The organism is Thiohalophilus sp., assembly GCF_046483665.1.
GTDB lineage: Bacteria > Pseudomonadota > Gammaproteobacteria > UBA6429 > Thiohalophilaceae > Thiohalophilus.
On sequence record NZ_JAWOCR010000039.1, the window covers coordinates 77419 to 96376 of the forward strand.

Below are 18958 nucleotides of genomic sequence, written 5' to 3' on the forward strand. Positions count from 1 at the left end.
CAATAATCCAGAGGTATACGGAATCAGAATCTGTCAAAGACGAAGTTCACAGTTTTTCAATTGCGGGCAGAAAAATTTCGTTCACCAGCAGTGGCCTGGCCGCCAGGTAAAACAGCGAACGGCGCCCCCAGATTTCTGACGGCGGGGCATCGAGCCGTTGCACGGCCGTCTCAAACAACCGTTCACCGGGCTGCAGGCGGGTGAACTCCATCGGTTCGCGATGCATGCGCGGGTCGGCAAACAATACCGCGCCCAGCGGGCGGGTACCCAGCACAGCCAGATGCCTTTGGGCACCGGCCAGCGTGGCCCGGGGTATAATGGTACGGGCAAACACGCAGGGTTGGTCGCCACAATACAGATAGACCTGGCGCACCAGCGCGACCTGCCATGCCGGCATGGCCAGACGGCGACGTTCATTGAGCCGGGGACGCTGCCAGCACTGCTCCACCACCTCGACCCGGAAAGTACTACCACAGGCCTGTTGCAAACGCCGGGTCAGCGAGCCCTTGTCGAATAACCAGGCCTGTATCGGGGGCAGAGTACCGGGTAACAGCTGTTCGCGCCGACGCCAGACCGGTTCACAAAACGTGTGCAGGCAACGTCTCATCGACCCATCCCCACCTCAGACACTGCCATAACGCACGGCCTGGCCCACCCAGCGTTGAATCAGCGGCGTGACGGCTTCGGGACGATCCCTGAGCAGCTGATCGCTCAGCTGGATCACGGTGGGCATCAGCGCTTCATCACGTTGCAGGTCGGCGATTTTCAATTGCAGCATCCCGGTCTGGCGCGTACCCAGCACTTCGCCGGGACCGCGCAGTTCCATGTCCTTGCGCGCGATTTCAAACCCGTCGTTACTGCGGCGCATCACCGCCAGTCGTTCACGCGCATTGGTTGAAAGCGAGCCATGATACATGAGAACACAGGCACTCGCCCGGCTACCTCGCCCGACCCGCCCGCGCAACTGATGTAACTGGGCCAGGCCGAGCCGTTCTGCGTTTTCGATGATCATCAGCCCGGCGTTGGGCACATCCACCCCGACTTCGATCACGGTAGTCGCCACCAGTAAATCCAGCTCGCCGGCCTTGAAACGGGTCATGACCGCTTCCTTGTCGGCCGGCTTGAGCCGCCCGTGTACCAGACCGATACGCACATCGGGCAAGGCCTCCGCCAGCACCTGCGCCGTCTCCTCCGCCGCCTGGCATTGCAATGCTTCTGACTCCTCGATCAACGTGCAGACCCAGTAGACCTGGCTGCCCGCACGGCAGGCCTGGTGAACCCGTGCCACCACTTCGTCACGTCGGGTATCGGGAATCACGACGGTCTCCACCGGTGTGCGCCCCGGCGGCAACTCGTCGATCACCGAACAATCGAGATCGGCGTATACTGCCATGCTCAGAGTACGGGGAATCGGTGTCGCGGTCATGATCAGCTGATGCGGCAGAACATCGTTCCGGCGCCCTTTCTCACGCAACGCCAGGCGCTGATGCACGCCGAAGCGGTGCTGCTCGTCGATGATCACCAGCGCCAGATCATCGAACATCACCTCCTCCTGGAACAGGGCATGAGTTCCCACGGCGATAGCCGCCTGGCCCGAGCTCAGCTTCTCCAGCGCCGCGCGTCGCTCACCCTGCTTCGCCTTGCCCGACAACCAGGTCACGTTAATCCCCAGCGGCGCCAGCCACTGATCGAAGTTGCGATAATGTTGTTCGGCCAGGATCTCGGTGGGTGCCATAATCGCCGCCTGGGCGCCGGTCTGTACCGCCGCCAGCGCCGCCAGCGCCGCGACCACCGTCTTGCCCGAACCGACATCGCCCTGTACCAGGCGCTGCATCGGTACCCCCTGCTGCAAATCCCGATCTATCTCGTTCACCACCCGTTGCTGCGCGCCGGTCAGCTCAAACGGCAACGCCGCCAGGAATCGTTCTCCCGGCTCATTATGTACGCACAGGATTCGCGCCTGATGGGTCTGGCTGCGCTGGCGCAACTGACGCAAACTCAGCACATGTGCCAGCAAATCCTCGATGATCAACCGTTGCATGGCCGGGTGTTGCGCTTCCAGCAGCTCATCCAGGTCCGCTTCCACCGGCGGCTGATGGACATACAAAAGCGCCTGTTTGAGCCCCGGCAGGCTTTCACCATTTAGCAGTTCGGCCGGTAACAGTTCGGGCAATTGCAAGCGGTCCGAACGCAACAACGCCAGCGCCTGATGCATGGCATTGCGCAGGGTCAGCTGATGCAGTCCCTCGGTGGCCGGATAGATCGGTGTCAGACTCGGCTCAACCTCGGGGGCCGACGCCGGTTCGATCATACTGAATTCGGGATGCACCATCTCCAGTCCGGCACTGCCCCGGCGAACCTCGCCGTAGGCCCGTAACCAGTTACCTCGAGACAGGCTTTCCTGTTGACGGGCATTGAAATGGAAAAAGCGCAGGGTGATAAATCCGGTGCGATCGCTCAGCCGCGTCAACAACATGCGCCGACGGGCAAACTTGATCTCGCTGAGCTGCACTTCCCCCTGAATCACCGCATGCACGCCGGCACGTAATGCCCCCAGCGGGGTAATCCGGGTCCGGTCCTCGTAACGCAACGGCAGGTGAAACAATAACTGCTCCACCGACTCAATGCCCAGGCGAGCAAAGCGCTCGGCCATCTTGTCGCCGATCCCTTTGAGACGGGTCAGGGGGGTTGCTGAAACAGCGTGAGTGCTACTGGCCATGAAGTCTGCCCGAACCTTCCCTGTCTGGTCTGAAATTGCTATATATCCGAGTCATTCTATCTGAAATGTCACTTGTTCGTGCCATCAGCCCGGCATCTCTAAATATCCGCCGGCCATTGCCGATAACTCTGGGAACCTGAGTAGTATACCCGGAACCATGAAAAGTCAGCGCCCTCTCTCGCCCCAATCCCTGCTTTTGGCCAGCTTTGCCCTGGTCATTCTTCTCACCTTCAGCCTGACCGGGATTAGCCTCTATTACCTGATCAATTACGGTACCAACATGACCCGGGCCGTCCACGCCCAGAATCTCAAGCTGAATTATGCCTATACCATGCGCACTGCCGCCAGGGAACGAGCGCTGGCGCTGTTTGCCAAGGTGTCTTCCGAGGATCCGTTCCAACGCGATCAATTTCTGCAAAGAGTACTCAAGCAGGGTTCAATCTTTATCAAGGCACGCAAAAACCTGGAACAACTTGAGCTATCCGGGCACGAAGCACAGCGATTGGAACGAGTCATTGCTGCTGCAGACAATACGGCCCAATACACTTATCAAATCATCGAATTACTGCGGCAGGAGAAACTCAAGCCGGCCCGGCAGATAATGATGCAAAACATGCTCCCCAATATCGAGATACTTCTCGAACGCCTGGACAGGATGATTGCCCGGGAACAGTCAAAATATCAGTCTACTTTATCGGATGCTGCCAGCGCGTTTGAATCCAGTTTAAATATCCTGATTCCGCTGGGTATGATTATAATACTGCTGATCACTCTGATCGCGGCGTATGTTTTCGTAAAAACCAGTCACTTCGTTCGCGAGTTGTCGAACTTCACGGGCAAACTGAAACTGCAGGAAAAGCGTGAGCGGCTTATTCTGCAAGGGGTGTTCGATGCTGTCATCACCACGGATGAGCGCGGCATTATCCAGGACTTCAACACCCGGGCACAGCAAATGTTCGGTTACTCACAGCAGGAAGCACTCGGTGAAAACATCAGCATCATCATGCCAGAGGAACATAGTAAATCGCATGACAAGTACATGAAGAACTATACTTCAACCGGTAAAACCACGGTAATGGGCAAGGGCCGCGAACTGCTGGGCAAACGCAAGAATGGTTCTGTCTTCCCGATTGAAGTCGCCCTGACCGAGTGTCGACTCGATGACTCAAAAATCTTTATCGGAACTATACGCGACATTACCCGACAAAAAGAATATGAAGCGGACCTACGCGCAACACAGGCAGAACTCGAGAAACGCGTCGAACAACGTACCTGGGAACTGCAGAGAGCCAACGAGAAACTGGAACAACTGGCCAATTTCGACACCTTGACAGGCCTGCCCAACCGCTTCCGGTTTACCACCCGTTTCAAACAGGAATTGTCCAGCGCGCGTCGCCATCAGCATGAACTGGCACTTTTATATGCAGATATTGATGGCTTTAAAGAGATCAACGACACTTTCGGTCACGAGTCCGGCGACATACTTCTGCAAGAGATGGCGGCACGTCTGAGAAGTGTGGTCCGTGAAGAAGATACGATTGCCCGGATCGGAGGTGATGAGTTCACGCTGATCGCCGTGAATATCGACACTCCCAACGATGCCATCGTTATCGCAGAAAAAATCATCGCCATAATCAACCAACCGCTGAAGCTAAAGGACAATGCGATCGATATTGGCGTTAGCATCGGTATCAGCTGTTTCCCCAAAGACGGTACTGATATGGACTCACTGACGCGTCATGCCGATCTCGCCATGTACCAGGCCAAGCAAACCGGCAAGAACCGCTATTATGTTTACCACCCGAATCTGAAATAACGGGGTTAGTTACTCGACTACCATAATAGCATCCATCTCCACCTCGGCTCCTTTGGGCAGAGAAGCCACACCAATCGCGGCGCGGGCAGGCCAGGGCTCGTCGAAGTATTCGCTCATAATCTCGTTGACCGTCGGGAAGTGACTCAGGTCGGTCAAAAAGATATTCAGTTTGGCAATATCGTTCAGACTGCCACCAGCGGCCTGGCATACCGCGCTCAGGTTGTCGAACACCCGGCGGATCTGACCGTTGATATCACCGGTCACCAGTTCCATGCTCTCGGGAATCAGCGGTATCTGGCCGGACAGATAGACGGTGTTATCGACCTTCACCGCCTGGGAATAGGGGCCAATGGCGGCCGGGGCGTTATCGGTATGGATGATTTGGCGAGTCATACTTAACTCCTGTGATTAAACCTATACTTATTACACAAAAAAATTGTCTCTCGCAAAGACGCAAAGCCCGCCACGTCATATGAATCTGGCTACCTGAAATTAACGTCAACCGACTTGTTAGAGAATCATGCTTATCTTTGAACTCTTTGCGCCTCTGCGTCTTGGCGAGAGCTTATTATTCTATCGCTGCACAACCTGAAAAGTTGACAGTCATCAGTATGCAGTTTGCAGAAAATTGAATACTGCCAACTCCGCATTCACCGTTTCAAACGATGAATACGGGAAACCATATCCAGCGACCGAAGACGCCGCATAACACGCGCCAGGTGCTGGCGGTGTTTCACCGAGACGGTAAAACTCAGGGTCGAATGCAGGCCATCGCGCTCTTCAATGCTGACGTTTTCGATGTTGGCTTCCATTTCCGAGAGCGTCGCGGCGATGGTTGCCAGGACACCACGTTGATTATGGACCAGCATCCGAATATCGATGGGGAACTCACCTTCAATATCCTGTTCCCATTTGACGTCGATCCATTTCTCGGGCCGGTTGCGATACTCGGCGACATTTTTGCAATCCTCGGTATGAATGACAATACCGCGACCCGAGGTAACAAAGCCCAGAATCGGGTCACCCGGGATAGGCCGGCAACATTTGGCGTAGGTCACTACCGTGCCCTCAGTACCCTTGATCGCCAATGGCCGGGCCGCGGTTTTGTCGCTCTCTCCGGCGGCCTCGCTTTCGCCGGACATCAGGGCGCGGGCAATAACCATGGCCATCTGATTACCGAAACCTATCTCACTGAACATCTGCTCCATGTTCTCGAAATTAAACTCATTGAGTACTTGTTGAACCTGCTCTTCGGCCATATTGTCGAGTCCCGAACCGTGCGCAGCGAGGCTTTTGTTGAGCAATCGCATACCGAGAATGGTTGCCTCTTCCTTATGCAGGTTTTTCAAAAACGCGCGAATGTTGGAACGGGCCTTGGCAGTAGTGACAAAGTCCAGCCACGCCGGGTTGGGCTGAGCACCTTTCGAGGTGACGATCTCGACGGTCTGTCCATTGAGCAACACAGTGCGCAGTGGCATCAGACGTCGATCGATCTTGGCCGCCACGCACTGATTGCCCACATCGGTGTGCACGGCATAAGCAAAGTCTACGGCGGTTGCCCCGCGCGGCAGGACCTTGATCTCGCCATGCGGGGTCAGCACATAAACCTCGTCGGGAAACAGATCGATCTTGACGTGTTCGAGGAACTCGATGGAGTTACCGGCGTTCTGCTGCATCTCCAGCAGCTCGTGCAGCCATTGACGGGCCCGCATCTGGGCATTGTTGCTGATGTTTTCGTTGGTCTTGTACAGCCAGTGAGCGGCAATCCCGGCTTCGGAAACCTTGTGCATATCCCCGGTACGAATCTGTACTTCAATGGCCACTCCGTAAGGGCTCATCAAGACGGTGTGCAGGGACTGATAACCATTGGCCTTGGGAATGGCGATGTAATCCTTGAAACGACCGGGGACCGGTGTATAGAGATTATGTATCACGCCCAGTACCCGGTAACAGGCATCAACGCTGTCGACAATAATGCGAAACGCATAGACATCCATCACTTCGCTGAAAGCCAGATGCTTTTCGCGCATCTTTTTATAAATACTGTACAGATGTTTTTCGCGACCGATCACCTGGCCGTTCAACGCTTCCTGCTCCAGTCGGGTTTTGATGGTTTCTTCTATCTTGGTGACGATCTCTTTGCGATTGCCTCTCGCCTTGCGCAGGCCTTCGTCAAGAATCCGGCTGCGCCAGGGATACATGGCGGAAAAACCGAGATCTTCCAGTTCCAGGCGCACGTTGTTCATGCCCAGGCGGTTGGCAATGGGTGCGTAAATGTCCAGTGTTTCGCGGGCAATGCGCCGGCGCTTGTCCGGGCGCATCACGCCCAGGGTGCGCATGTTGTGCAGCCGGTCGGCCAGCTTGATCAGAATGACCCGGATATCACGAGTCATAGCCAGCATCATCTTGCGGAAGTTTTCCGCCTGCGCCTCGGCCTTGTTCTCGAAGTGGATGTGGGTCAGCTTGGAGACCCCGTCAACCAGTTCGGCCACGTCTTTACCGAAACGTTTTTCGACGCGTTCTTTGGGAATCTCGGTGTCTTCGATCACATCATGCAATATGGCCGCCATGATGCTGAGGTGATCTACATGCAGCTCCGCGAGGATGCGGGCCACGGCGATCGGGTGGGTGATATAGGGTTCGCCGCTCAGGCGGTGCTGGCCGTCATGCGCCTCTGCCCCGAACAGGTAGGCCTGGTAGACTTCGGCGACCTGTTCGGGCTCAAGATATTCATCGAGCGTCTCACACAGGTGTCTGATGCGAAACGTCTCGTGCCGGGCATCTGGAAGCTCTGAAATCGGGCGAGCGATTACTCGCTGTCCTTTTCTGAATCAGGAGCGGCTTCGCCGGAGGCCTGACCGGCGGTATTATCCTCGCTGTCACTTCCCAGCTCGGCACCCAGTGCCGCCTTGATCGCGGCGGCCACGTCCACTTCTTCCTCATCACTGGCTTCGGGTTGATCAGGCGGGGTGCTGCCGGCTTCCAGATCAGCGGCCGCTTCCAGTTCGGCGGCGGCCTGCTCATCGCTGAGCTCGGCGAAGTGGTCCACCACTTCCGGCACCTCGTTCAAAATGGAGGCATCGACCAGACCTTCGGAAATCTCGCGCAGGGCGACCACCGTCGGCTTGTCGTTTCCCGGCTCCACCATCGTCTCACGGCCATTGGCAATCTGGCGCGCCCGGCGGGCGGAGACCAGTACCAGCTCGAAGCGGTTTTCGAGGTTTTCCAGACAATCTTCTACAGTAACTCGTGCCATTATTTACTCCGGAGATTTCGGGTCGCGCCCCTGCTGGCGCGACCGACAATTCGGTCAGGGACCGATTATTATAGACATCCGGGGACGGTGGTGCCAGACATAAAATCAGGGGCTAGGGGCTAGGGGCTAGGGGCTAGGGGCCAGGGGTCAGGGGCCAGGAGCCACGAGGATGGGGTGATAGAAAATCAGCCCCCGGCAAAAACCTAGAACCTAGCCCCCAGGACCTAGTTACCAGCCTCAAGCAGTTGCTTGAGGCTGTCCGCGTGGCGTCGGGACTGGGCAGCGAAGCGCAGGCGCCGGGCCAGGACGATGTTTTGCAGATCGGCGAGGGCGGTTTCGAAATCATCGTTGATGACCAGATAGTCGAATTCGGCGTAGTGGGACATTTCGTTGACCGCGTCGCGCATACGCCGGGCGATGACCTCATCAGGGTCCTGACCGCGGCCACGTAGCCGCTCTTCCAGCGCCTCGCGGGAGGGCGGCAGGATGAAAATACTGACGCAATCGGGAACCTGCTTGCGCACCTGTGCCGCGCCCTGCCAGTCGATCTCCAGGATCACGTCACGCCCGGCTTCCAGTTCCTGTTCAATATTAGCCATGGCCGTGCCGTAATAGTTATCGAACACCCTGGCATGTTCGAGAAAGCGGCCCTCGTTGATCATTCGCTCGAAGGTCGGCACATCGGTAAAGTGGTAATGGATACCGTCCTGCTCTCCGGGACGCATGGGCCGGGTAGTGTGCGAAACGGAGACGTCGATATCGGGCGTGCTCTCTACCAGGGCCGCCACCAGCGAGGTCTTGCCAGCCCCGGAGGGAGCGGCGATCACATACAGGGTGCCCAGGGTGGACTCTTTGTCTGTCAGTGCCATTGGTTGTTATCCGTATCTGTTATTCGATGTTCTGGACCTGTTCGCGCATCTGTTCGATCAGCACTTTTAAATCGACCGAGGCCCGGGTCATCTGCTTGTCGACCGACTTGGCACCCAGCGTATTGGCTTCGCGATGTAACTCCTGCATCAGAAAATCGAGCCGGCGTCCCACGGGCTCATCGCCCGCCAGCACCTGGCGGATTTCCCCCAGATGCATGCGCAGGCGATCCAGCTCCTCGTCCACGTCAGCCTTTTGCGCCAGCAATACCAGTTCCTGTTCCAGCCGATCTTCATCGACTTCGTGGCGCAATTCCGCCAGGCGGGCGCGTAGCTTGTCGCGCCATGCCTGGTGAATTCCGGGCAGCGTCGATTGTAGCTCGGCCACGATCGTCTCGATGCCCTCGCAACGCTGCAACAGAACCTCGCGCAGTTTTTCTCCCTCGCGCCGGCGCATGGCCTGCAGATCCTCCAGCGCGTTATCAAGCAACTCGCCGAGGGCTTTACGCAATTGCGCCTCATCGGCCGGCCCGCTGCGCATCACGCCCGGCCAGCGCATAAGTTCCAGCGAACTGACCGGCGCCGGATTATAAATATACTTATCTATCGCGTGGCTGGTTTTGGCCAGCTTTTCGACCAGCGCCAGATCCACATCCAGTTCCTGGGCCGCCACCGCGGGCTGAAACCGCAGGCTGATATCCAGCTTGCCACGCGCCACTCGTGCGCTCACCTGCTCGCGAATCAGTGGTTCAAAGGCACGCATATCCTCGGGCAGCCGCAGGTTCAAATCAAGATAACGATGATTGACGGAACGTATCTCAATACTGAATTCGCCCGGTTCACCCGACCAGCGCTGGCGGGCAAAGGCGGTCATGCTGTAGACCATGTGCGTTATCTTTATTTTATGAATTGGTGGTAGATGCCGATACTTGTAGCGTACAGCAAGCTACCGGGGTTGACCATCCATCCGGACCAGGAGTGTGGTAACCTTGCCGGGCTGATAAGGGCAACAAAACGCTATGGCCAAAATCACCCACGAACTTCCCAATGGCACCCGACTTGACGGGTACACCATCCAGCGCGTGATCGGCGGTGGCGGCTTCAGTATCGTCTATCTGGCTACCGATGATAGCGGCCACAAGGTGGTGATCAAGGAATATATGCCCAGCAAGCTGGCGGTACGCGACGAGCAGCTGGATGTGGTGGCCTCGCAGGATCATTTTGTCGAACGCTTCGCCCACGGCCGGCGTCTGTTCTTTCAGGAAGCAGGGACCCTGTCGACCATCAAGCACCCCAATATCGTCAACGTGATCAATTTTTTTCGCCAGCACGGCACGGTCTACATGGTGATGGAGTTCGAGGAAGGGGTGAACCTGCAGGGCTATATCCTCAAACACAAGGGCAAGATGAGCGAGGCCTTCATCCTCACCGTGTTCAACGGCCTGCTTAACGGCCTGCAGCATATTCACAGCAGGGGCCTGCTGCATCTGGACATCAAGCCCGGCAATATTCACCTGCGCCCGGGCGGCCGGCCGCTGTTGCTCGATTTCGGCGCCGTGCACGAGATGATGCACACTCGCCAGTTCCAGCCCAACCAGGTGGTCACGCCCGGCTACTCCCCCATCGAACAGCTGGACCCTGGTGGTTATGTGGGACCCTGGACCGATATCTATGCCATCGGCGCTACCTTGCGCACCTGCATGAGCGGCCAGCCGCCCATGTCCGCCACCAAGCGCCGCGAACGGGATAACCTGCGCCCGGCCGTCTATGCCTTTAAAAAGGGTTATTCACAACGCCTGCTCACCGCCGTGGATCGTGCCATGGAGGTTGACCCGATGCTGCGTCCCCAGTCAGTGGATGAATTACAGACTCTGCTGGAACGCGGCGAGCCCGACACTGTGGTGGAAGGGGGAGGCTGAATCGTGCAGGTGGAGATTGGTCGTACCAGCCGCCTTGGCAACCGCGAGGTCAACCAGGATCGACTTGGCGCCTTTATCAGTGAACAGGGGGCCCTGCTGGTACTGGGCGACGGCCTGGGCGGCCGCCCCGGCGGGGATCTGGCCGCCCAGGCACTGGTGGACACCATCGAGACCGAACTGGAAATGCACCCCCTGCCCGCCGAGGATCCGCCGCGCTTTTTGCGTGAACTGCTACGCCGGGCCCATCGCGCCGTGCTGTTAAAGGGCCAGGAACAGGACCCGCCGCTGGCACCCGGCACCACCGCGGTGTTGTGCCTGGTTCAGGAAGGCAAGGCATGGTGGGCGCATGTCGGCGACAGCCGCTTTTATTTGTTCCGGGACGGCCTGCCGATCTACCGCACCCGGGACCATTCCTATGTGGAACAGCTCTATCAGGAAGGTCGCATCTCGCTGGCCAAGCGGCACGGCCATCCGATGCGCAACTTCGTCACCCAGTGCATCGGACTCAATCCCGGCGAGCCGCAGGTCTCGATCAGTAACAGCGTCCCGATCCAGGAAGGCGACGTGCTGCTGTTATGTTCGGACGGCTTCTGGGAACCGCTGGACGATGCCCTGATCGGCTCCAGCCTTGAATCCGGCAGCCTGCGCGACACGGTCGATCAACTGGCCGAACGGGCCGAACAGTCCAGCTACCCCCACAGCGACAACACCAGCGCCGTCGCCGCGCGCGTAATCTCCCTGCAACAACTGCACAAAAAACCCCGTCAGCAAACCCGGCAGCAGCGCAACATCAACAACCTTGACGACGCCATCGAAGAGATCGAACGCGCCATCAAAACCTACGAAGACGAAATGAAATAAACAGCTCACCACCAAGACACAAAGACACAAAGTTTTCCAAATTAAATATCTTTTCTTTGTGCCTTGGTGTCTTGGTGGTGAATATTTTCAGGCGTTAACGGCCGGAGCCAGACGCGCTATACTGCCGCCTCATTCAAGCGACGAGATTCAAAAATTATGCGACCCAGTGGCCGAAACCCCGATCAGTTACGCGATATCAAGATCACCCGTCATTACACCAAGCATGCCGAGGGTTCAGTGCTGATCGAGTTTGGCGACACGAAGGTGATCTGCACCGCCAGTGTCGAGGATCGGGTCCCGGGCTTTTTGCGCGGCCAGGGCCAGGGCTGGATCACCGCCGAATACGGCATGCTGCCGCGATCCACCGGCAGTCGCATGGGCCGTGAAGCGGCACGAGGCAAGCAGGGCGGGCGCACGGTTGAAATCCAGCGACTGATCGGTCGTTCCCTGCGCGCCGCAGTGGACCTCAAGGCGCTGGGTGAGTTTTCCATTACCGTCGACTGCGATGTCATCCAGGCCGACGGCGGCACCCGCACCGCCTCGATCACCGGCGGTTACGTGGCGCTGGCCGATGCCATCAGCCACATGCTGGAAACCAGACAGATCAAAAAAGATCCCCTCATCAACCATGTCGCCTCCATCTCGGTCGGCGTCTACAACGGTACCCCGGTGATGGATCTCGATTACGCCGAGGACGCCAACTGCGAAACCGACATGAACCTGGTGATGACCGACGAGGGCAAGTTCATCGAGATACAGGGCACGGCCGAAGGTGAGCCGTTCTCGCCGCAGGAGTTGCAAGCCATGCTGGATCTCGGCAAGCAGGCCATCGACCAGCTGATCGACAAACAGCGCGAAGCCCTGGGGGCCTGAGCATGCAGCGCATCGTGCTGGCCAGTAACAACCCGGGCAAGGTGCGGGAAATCGATCAGATGCTGGCCGGGATCGACATGCAGGTGCTGCCCCAGTCCCAGTTCAACGCCGGCGAAGTGGACGAGACCGGCCTGACCTTTGTCGAAAACGCGATTCTCAAAGCTCGCAACGCCGCGCAACACGCCGGCCTGCCGGCCATCGCCGACGATTCCGGCCTGGAAGTTGACGCCCTGGATGGCGCGCCCGGCATCTACTCGGCCCGTTATGCCGGGCCCGGCGCCAGTGACGAACAGAACCTGCTAAAACTGCTGGCCGATCTGAAAGACGTTCCCGAGCCAGAGCGCGCCGCCCGCTTTCAATGCCTGCTGGTCTACCTGCGCCACGCCAACGATCCCACCCCCCTGATCTGCCAGGGTACCTGGGAAGGCCTGATCACCCGTGAACCGCAGGGTGACAACGGCTTCGGTTACGATCCGGTGTTTTATGTCCCGGACCAGCACTGCACCGCCGCCCAGCTGCCCGCCGAAACCAAGAACCGGCTCAGCCACCGCGGCCAGGCGCTGCGTCAGCTGGTTACCGCGCTGTCGCACGGCAACAGGGGCTAGTTTCCAGCCGCCAGTGACGGGCCATATTATGTGTAGGCCCACAGCATTATCGGGCATCCCGATTGCCGGACACCGCTGCGCTATGTCCGGCCTACCGACTGGCCACATTATTAGTAGGCCCGATATAGCAAAGCGGTATCGGGCATCTTCCTCAGCACTCAGCACTCAGCACTCAGCACTCAGCACTCAGCACTCAAGAATTTTGATCCAGATCAACAAAGCCCGGCTTCTCTGTCACATTACTGACACAACCTGATCCAGATCAATATTCTTATCCCCAGTTCTGCCACAGTCGGCGTCAACAACAAATTTCATGACGAGATGAGGCACACACTATGAAACACACGACTTTATTCTCTACCCTGGCCGCCGCCGTAGCCCTGGGCCTGGCCAGCCAGCCCGCCACCGCCATCGAAGAAGGCGACCTGCTGCTGCGTTTCGGTCTGGCCAACGTCAGCCCCAATGATGGCAGCGACGCTTCAGCATCGCTCAGTTTGCCTGCCGATGCGGTCGGTGTAGAGGACGACACCCAGCCGTTCATCAACGTAACCTGGATGTTCACCGATAACCTTGGTCTGGACATCCTTGGCGCCACGCCGTTCACCCACGACATCACCGTCAATGGCGTTAAGTCCGCTGAAACCAAGCACCTGCCACCCACCGTAGGCGTACAATATCATTTCACTCCAAAAAATGACGTGCGACCCTATGTCGGTGCCGGTATCAACTACACCACCTTCTTCAGTGAAAAAGATATCGCCGGGGGGCTCCCTACGAGCCTGGATGATTCATGGGGCCTGGCCGCCCAGGTTGGTGTGGATGTCGACATCAATGAGGATTGGTTCTTCAATGCCGATCTGCGTTACATGAACATCGAGACAACCGCAACTTTCGTCGGCAGCGGCAGTGTTGATGTGGAGATCAATCCCTGGGTCGTCGGCCTGGGCGTAGGCACCACGTTCTAAAAATACAGGGCCGAGTGACGAGGGACGAGTCACAAGCCCACCCCCCCCTACTACCGGAGCTTCAGGTTGAACGACCTGAAGTTCCGGTGTTTTTATTTCCTCGTACCTCGTCCCTTCCCGGCGGGTTTGGCTTACAATAGCCGCATGCTCCGTTTTACAACCCTGCCCCCGCTGTCGCTGTACATCCACTTCCCCTGGTGTACGCGCAAATGCCCCTATTGTGATTTCAATTCCCATGCCCTGAGCGACGCGTTGCCGGAGCGGGCCTATATCGATGCCCTGCTGCGGGATCTGGATCAGGACCTGCCGCTGATCTGGGGGCGCCGGATCATCTCGATTTTTATGGGCGGCGGCACGCCCAGCCTGTTTTCGCCCGAGTCGCTGGAATACCTGCTCTCGCAACTGCGCGCCCGGCTGGCCCTGGCCGCCGATTGCGAGCTTACCCTGGAGGCCAATCCCGGCTCGTCCGAGGCGGCCAGGTTCGCCGAGTTTCGTGCGGCGGGGATCAACCGGCTCTCCATCGGCATCCAGAGCTTCGACGGGGATCAGTTACAAAAACTGGGCCGCATTCACGATCGCCAGCAGGCCTTTGCCGCCGCCGAGGCCGCCCACGCGGCGGGGTTTGATAATTTCAATCTGGATCTGATGTTTGCCCTGCCCGGGCAAACCCTCGATCAGGCCCTGGCTGATCTGCACAATGCCATTGCCCTGGAGCCAACCCATCTGTCCCATTACCAGCTCACGATCGAGCCCAACACCTGGTTCCATCACCATCCGCCAGCGCTTCCGGATGACGATCTGGCCTGGGAGATGCAATCCCGCTGTCAGGCCGTACTGGGGGAGCACGGTTATGCCCAGTATGAAGTCTCGGCCTATGCCCGGCCCGACCGCCAGTGCCGGCATAACCGCAACTACTGGGAGTTCGGTGACTACCTGGGGATCGGTGCCGGCGCCCATGACAAGCTGAGCGATGCCCCCGCCGGGCGGATCATGCGCCGTAGCAAACAGCGCCATCCGCGGGATTATCTGCAGGGCGAAAACTTTGTTCAGAGCGAACAGGTCCCGGATGAAACGGAGGTGCTGTTCGAGTTCATGCTCAACGCGCTGCGTCTGAATGAGGGTTTTGAGCTGGCCCTGTTCGAGCACCATACCGGCCTCTCCCGCGACGTGTTGCAGGCGCCGTTGCAACAGGCCGTCGCCGGTGGCTTGATCGAACAGAGAAGCGACCATATAAAAAGCAGTATGCGTGGACAACAATATCTCAACGATCTGATTGCCCGGTTTTTACCCGATGCTGGATGAAATCAGCATCGCATGTCCCTACTGTGGCGAAGTATTCACCACCGTGGTGGACTATTCCGCCGGCGATCAGGAGTACATTGAAGACTGTTATGTCTGTTGCCGACCGATCCGCTTTAGCGTTATGGTGGATATCAACGGTGAACTGGCCGAGGTCATCACCCGACAGGACAATGAGTGACGATAACGACGACCGCTACCAGGCCATCTCCTGTGCGGACTACAGCCGCTATGAACTGTGGATCCTGCACGGGCAACGGCTGCAACTCGCCTGGCGCGATGCACAGGGCCAGGAATACATCGGCCTGCTGCAACCGCTCGATTTACAATCCCGCAGCGGGCAGGAGTTTCTGATCGCCAGACCGGTCAGCGGCGGAGAGTCCCTCCACATTCGCCTGGATCGAATCCTGCGCTGCAACCCGGATGAAGCCTGATGCATACCCGCGACCGCGACATCGACACCTACACCACCAAGGATGGCTCGCAAATCCGCGAGCTGATGCACCCCGACGTTCATGGCAACCGCAACCAGAGCCTGGCCGAAGCCATCGTTTCGCCCGGCGAGATCACTCAACTGCATCGCCATGGCAAGAGCGAAGAGCTCTATCACATCACCCGCGGCCGAGGCTGGATGACTCTGGGCGAGCAGGAGTTCGAAGTGAACGTCGGCGACACCGTCGCCATCGCGCCCGGCACCGCGCATTGCATCAAAAACATCGGCGAGGATCCCCTGCACATCCTCTGCAGCTGCTCCCCGCCCTACGCCCACGACGACACCGAACTGCTGGAGTAAGTCATGCGTATCGGCATCGACATGGGCGGTACCAAGATCGAGGGCATCCTGCTCGACGAGCAGGGCCGTGAACAACAGCGCCAGCGCCTCGATACCCCGCGTAATGACTATGACGCCACGGTGCAGGCGATCGGCGATCTCGTTAGCCAACTGGAACGCGAACTCGACAAACCAGCCACGGTAGGTATCGGTATTCCCGGCGCCATCTCGCCGGCCAGCGGCCGGGTCAAGAATGCCAACTCCACCTGGCTGATCGGCCAGCCCCTGCTCGAAGATCTGCAGCAGCAACTCGGCCGTGAAATCAAAATAGAAAACGACGCCAATTGTTTTGTCGTCTCCGAAGCGACCGACGGCGCGGCACAGGGGGCCGATGTCGTGTTTGGCGTGATCATCGGCACCGGAACCGGCGGCGGCGTGTACGTACGCGGCAACTCGATCGTCGGTCTCAACGCCATCACCGGCGAATGGGGCCATAATCCCCTGCCCTGGCCCCGGCCCGACGAATACCCGGGACGGGACTGTTACTGCGGCAAAAAAGGCTGCATCGAAACCTGGCTCTCCGGCCCCGGCTTCAGCCGCGATCACCAGCTCAGCGGCGGCGGCCATCTACCGGCGCCCGAAATCGCGCAACTGGCCGCACAGGGCAACACCCTGGCCGAAGCCTCACTGGAACGTTACGAACAACGCCTGGCCAAGAGCCTGGCCTCGGTAATCAATATCCTGGATCCGCAGGTCATCGTGCTGGGCGGCGGCATGTCCAACATTCAGCGCCTGTACGACAACGTCCCCAAACTCTGGACCACCTACGTCTTCTCCGATCGGGTCGACACCAAACTGGTGCCGCCGAAGCATGGCGACTCCAGTGGCGTCAGGGGTGCGGCATGGCTTTAACCCGTAACGGGACCAAAGCCAGTAACTGGTTTCTAGATGCTGGCCGCTAGTATCTAGCCCCGGTCCGCAGGGCCAAAGACGCGCTGCAGGATCTCGGTGGTCCGCTTGGCCGGATCCTGGCGAATGGCGGCTTCTTCTTTGGCCAGGTAATAGAACATGCCGTCGATACCGTGCTGGATGACGTAATCGTTTAAATCAAAGTTCAATTCTGGCGTGAACGGGATGGCGCGGTAGCGGTCCATGACCCTGTCATAGGTTTGTACCACGCCCACCTGTGCCAGACTGTCGTCGATCACCGGGCGCATCGTGCGTTTGAGTTCCGGTGTCATGGTTTTCTGGAAATAGCGTGTGGCCGCATCCTCCGGGCCGTCGTAGATCTGTTTGACGTCCTGCCAGCTCATTTGCCGAATGGCGTCGACAAACAATGCCCGGGCTTTCGGGGCCGCGACTTCGGCGGCGCGGTTCATGCCCTGTTCCAGTTCGGCCAGGTAATGGCCCTGGCCGATTTTGACCAGCGCGTCCTGCACCGGCTGCAGTTTGGCCGGCAGGGGAATATGAATCGCCCGGTCCTGGTAATAACCGCCCTGGTGCCCAACCTGGTCGACGGCTCGTTCAGTTCCGACCTTCAGCGCCTCTTTCAGGCCGGCGGTGATCTCGTCTTCGGTCAGCGGGCGGTATTGATTCAGCATATCTTCGCCCTGTTTGAGTAAGTCACTATTACAGGAAATCAGCAATCCGCTGCTGAAGATCACGAAGACGAGTGCTTTCGCTGTGCTTAAATCATATCTTTGTCTATTCATTTTTTATATTCTTTCTGGCTTCCAGAAGATTGCTTCGCTTCGCTCGCAATGACACTACGGTTAGGTTCAGGCCCTTATTTTTAATCTTCGATTACATTGTGATTCTGCAAATCATAGTACAAATCACTCCAGTCTGGATTGAACCCGAGAATCAAATCCAGCTTTCTCTGCCTGGAACCTGCTTTTATCTGCTTTTCTCGTAATATAGCGTTTTCCGGATCAATGAACATTTCGTAATACACGAGTTTATCTACGTTGTATTTTCGGGTGAATCCTGGCTGTAGTTTTTCCTTGTGCTCGTACACCCTGCGCAGCAGATTGTTGGTTACACCGGTATAGAGTACCGTATTTTTTCTATTCGTAAGAATGTAGACATAATATTGCCGGTCCATGGCATATCTCCGATTATCTATCTAGCTGAATTTACGTGATCATCAAGAGATTGCTTCGCTTCGCTCGCAATGACTGTCATTTCTCCTGTTCTTACAGATATCATGCGATTCCTGCGCTCGCAATGACTCCTCTTTATTTAGAACTTCAACGACTACCGTCATTGCGAGGAACAACGTGACGAAGCAATCTTCCAATCAATACCCGGTATTCCCGCTAATCCAACTTCTCGAAAATCAGATCCCACACGCCGTGACCCAACTTCTGGCCGCGCTGTTCGAACTTGGTCAGGGGCCGGTATTCGGGACGTTCGGCAAAGCACCCGGCGCCGGCGGTGTTTTCAAAACCGGGAGCCTGCTGCATCACTTCCAGCATGTGTTCGGCGTAGTCTTCCCAGTCGGTGGCCATGTGAAACACGCCGCCGCTTTTCAGTCTGGCCTGCACCATTTCCACGAACGCGGGCTGGACGATACGACGCTTGTGGTGTTTTTTCTTGTGCCAGGGATCGGGGAAAAACAAATACAGCGCGTCCAGGCTGTGGTCAGGGATCTGCTGCTCCAGCACCTCCACCGCGTCGTGCTGGCTGACCCGGACATTGCTCAGCTGATCCTGCTCGATATGCAGCAACAGATTGCCGACGCCGGGGCGATGGACCTCGATACCGAAGTAATCGTTCTGTGGATGTTGCTGCGCCAGTTGCGCCAGCGCGCCGCCGTTGCCGAAGCCAATCTCCAGGATGCGCGGCGCGGTTCGGCCGAACAGCGCATCCAGATCCAGTAACTGCGGCGTGAAGTCGACCCCGAAGCGGGGCCAGAGCTCCTCCAGCGCCCGATGCTGGCCTTTGGTTAAACGACCCTCGCGGCGCACGAAACTGCGGATACGGCGGTAAAACGGTTTTTCTTCAG

Annotated in this window: 21 protein-coding genes; 11 read left to right on the forward strand and 10 right to left on the reverse strand. The window is 57.8% G+C overall.

Features of this window, described 5'->3' with window-relative positions; translation table 11 throughout:
• Window positions 1-46 precede the first annotated feature (46 nt).
• Both R6U90_RS08485 and recG read right to left on the reverse strand, forming a co-directional pair.
• A complete protein-coding gene (locus R6U90_RS08485; protein ID WP_410352246.1) occupies window positions 47-607 on the reverse strand; it encodes a chorismate--pyruvate lyase family protein in 561 nt (186 codons plus the stop codon).
• A gap of 15 nt (window positions 608-622) precedes the next feature.
• A complete protein-coding gene (gene recG, locus R6U90_RS08490) occupies window positions 623-2719 on the reverse strand; it encodes an ATP-dependent DNA helicase RecG (protein ID WP_410352247.1) in 2097 nt (698 codons plus the stop codon).
• Between the two features lie 157 nt (window positions 2720-2876).
• Between recG and R6U90_RS08495 the strand changes: the two genes are divergently transcribed.
• The gene (locus tag R6U90_RS08495; RefSeq protein ID WP_410352248.1) at window positions 2877-4535 is read left to right on the forward strand and encodes a diguanylate cyclase domain-containing protein; all 1659 of its coding nucleotides are present in this window, start codon (window positions 2877-2879) and stop codon (window positions 4533-4535) included.
• A gap of 9 nt (window positions 4536-4544) precedes the next feature.
• Here the strand turns inward: R6U90_RS08495 and R6U90_RS08500 are convergent, their stop codons facing one another.
• The 5 genes from R6U90_RS08500 to R6U90_RS08520 all read right to left on the reverse strand — a co-directional run bounded on the left by R6U90_RS08500 (window position 4545) and on the right by R6U90_RS08520 (window position 9543).
• Window positions 4545-4928 (reverse strand): RidA family protein, encoded by a 384-nt coding sequence (locus R6U90_RS08500; protein ID WP_410352249.1) that lies wholly within the window; start codon window positions 4926-4928, stop codon window positions 4545-4547.
• Between the two features lie 257 nt (window positions 4929-5185).
• Complete coding sequence (spoT, locus tag R6U90_RS08505) at window positions 5186-7345, reverse strand: bifunctional GTP diphosphokinase/guanosine-3',5'-bis pyrophosphate 3'-pyrophosphohydrolase (RefSeq protein WP_410352266.1); 2160 nt, start codon at window positions 7343-7345, stop codon at window positions 5186-5188.
• Window positions 7345-7791 carry a DNA-directed RNA polymerase subunit omega gene (gene rpoZ / locus R6U90_RS08510; RefSeq protein WP_410352250.1) on the reverse strand — a complete coding sequence of 149 codons (447 nt, stop codon included), beginning with the start codon at window positions 7789-7791 and terminating at the stop codon, window positions 7345-7347. The genes spoT and rpoZ overlap by 1 nt, the downstream gene beginning before the upstream one ends.
• A 224-nt stretch (window positions 7792-8015) precedes the next feature.
• Complete coding sequence (gene gmk / locus R6U90_RS08515; RefSeq protein ID WP_410352251.1) at window positions 8016-8660, reverse strand: guanylate kinase; 645 nt, start codon at window positions 8658-8660, stop codon at window positions 8016-8018.
• Between the two features lie 19 nt (window positions 8661-8679).
• On the reverse strand, window positions 8680-9543 hold the full coding sequence (locus R6U90_RS08520; RefSeq protein WP_410352252.1) for a YicC/YloC family endoribonuclease: 864 nt from the start codon (window positions 9541-9543) through the stop codon (window positions 8680-8682).
• Between the two features lie 133 nt (window positions 9544-9676).
• Between R6U90_RS08520 and R6U90_RS08525 the strand changes: the two genes are divergently transcribed.
• The 10 genes from R6U90_RS08525 to R6U90_RS08570 all read left to right on the forward strand — a co-directional run bounded on the left by R6U90_RS08525 (window position 9677) and on the right by R6U90_RS08570 (window position 16863).
• Entirely contained in the window at window positions 9677-10576 is a 900-nt protein-coding gene (locus R6U90_RS08525) for a serine/threonine protein kinase (protein WP_410352253.1), read from the forward strand.
• A 3-nt stretch (window positions 10577-10579) separates the two neighbouring features.
• The gene (locus R6U90_RS08530) at window positions 10580-11437 is read left to right on the forward strand and encodes a PP2C family protein-serine/threonine phosphatase (RefSeq protein ID WP_410352254.1); all 858 of its coding nucleotides are present in this window, start codon (window positions 10580-10582) and stop codon (window positions 11435-11437) included.
• Window positions 11438-11593: 156 nt separating this feature from the next.
• Entirely contained in the window at window positions 11594-12310 is a 717-nt protein-coding gene (gene rph, locus R6U90_RS08535; RefSeq protein ID WP_410352255.1) for a ribonuclease PH, read from the forward strand.
• 2 nt (window positions 12311-12312) lie between these two features.
• Window positions 12313-12915 carry an XTP/dITP diphosphatase gene (locus R6U90_RS08540; RefSeq protein ID WP_410352256.1) on the forward strand — a complete coding sequence of 201 codons (603 nt, stop codon included), beginning with the start codon at window positions 12313-12315 and terminating at the stop codon, window positions 12913-12915.
• A 335-nt stretch (window positions 12916-13250) separates the two neighbouring features.
• Window positions 13251-13880, forward strand: coding sequence for an OmpW/AlkL family protein (locus tag R6U90_RS08545; RefSeq protein ID WP_410352257.1), 630 nt, complete (start codon window positions 13251-13253; stop codon window positions 13878-13880).
• Window positions 13881-14024: 144 nt separating this feature from the next.
• On the forward strand, window positions 14025-15182 hold the full coding sequence (gene hemW, locus R6U90_RS08550; protein WP_410352258.1) for a radical SAM family heme chaperone HemW: 1158 nt from the start codon (window positions 14025-14027) through the stop codon (window positions 15180-15182).
• On the forward strand, window positions 15172-15360 hold the full coding sequence (locus R6U90_RS08555) for a CPXCG motif-containing cysteine-rich protein (protein ID WP_410352259.1): 189 nt from the start codon (window positions 15172-15174) through the stop codon (window positions 15358-15360). The genes hemW and R6U90_RS08555 overlap by 11 nt, the downstream gene beginning before the upstream one ends.
• The gene (locus R6U90_RS08560) at window positions 15353-15613 is read left to right on the forward strand and encodes a transcriptional antiterminator, Rof (RefSeq protein WP_410352260.1); all 261 of its coding nucleotides are present in this window, start codon (window positions 15353-15355) and stop codon (window positions 15611-15613) included. Before R6U90_RS08555 ends, R6U90_RS08560 begins: the two co-directional genes overlap by 8 nt.
• A complete protein-coding gene (locus R6U90_RS08565) occupies window positions 15613-15972 on the forward strand; it encodes a cupin domain-containing protein (protein ID WP_410352261.1) in 360 nt (119 codons plus the stop codon). The genes R6U90_RS08560 and R6U90_RS08565 overlap by 1 nt, the downstream gene beginning before the upstream one ends.
• A 3-nt stretch (window positions 15973-15975) precedes the next feature.
• The gene (locus R6U90_RS08570) at window positions 15976-16863 is read left to right on the forward strand and encodes an ROK family protein (RefSeq protein ID WP_410352262.1); all 888 of its coding nucleotides are present in this window, start codon (window positions 15976-15978) and stop codon (window positions 16861-16863) included.
• 53 nt (window positions 16864-16916) lie between these two features.
• On the opposite strand, the gene R6U90_RS08575 is transcribed toward R6U90_RS08570, so the two are convergent.
• The 3 genes from R6U90_RS08575 to trmB form a co-directional block, all read right to left on the reverse strand.
• A complete protein-coding gene (locus R6U90_RS08575; RefSeq protein WP_410352263.1) occupies window positions 16917-17663 on the reverse strand; it encodes a DUF4197 domain-containing protein in 747 nt (248 codons plus the stop codon).
• An 80-nt stretch (window positions 17664-17743) separates the two neighbouring features.
• Window positions 17744-18055, reverse strand: a complete 312-nt coding sequence (locus R6U90_RS08580; protein WP_410352264.1) for a GIY-YIG nuclease family protein — start codon at window positions 18053-18055, stop codon at window positions 17744-17746.
• Between the two features lie 214 nt (window positions 18056-18269).
• Window positions 18270-18958 (reverse strand): tRNA (guanosine(46)-N7)-methyltransferase TrmB (gene trmB, locus R6U90_RS08585; protein WP_410352265.1); only part of this gene is annotated, 689 nt, incomplete at its 5' end.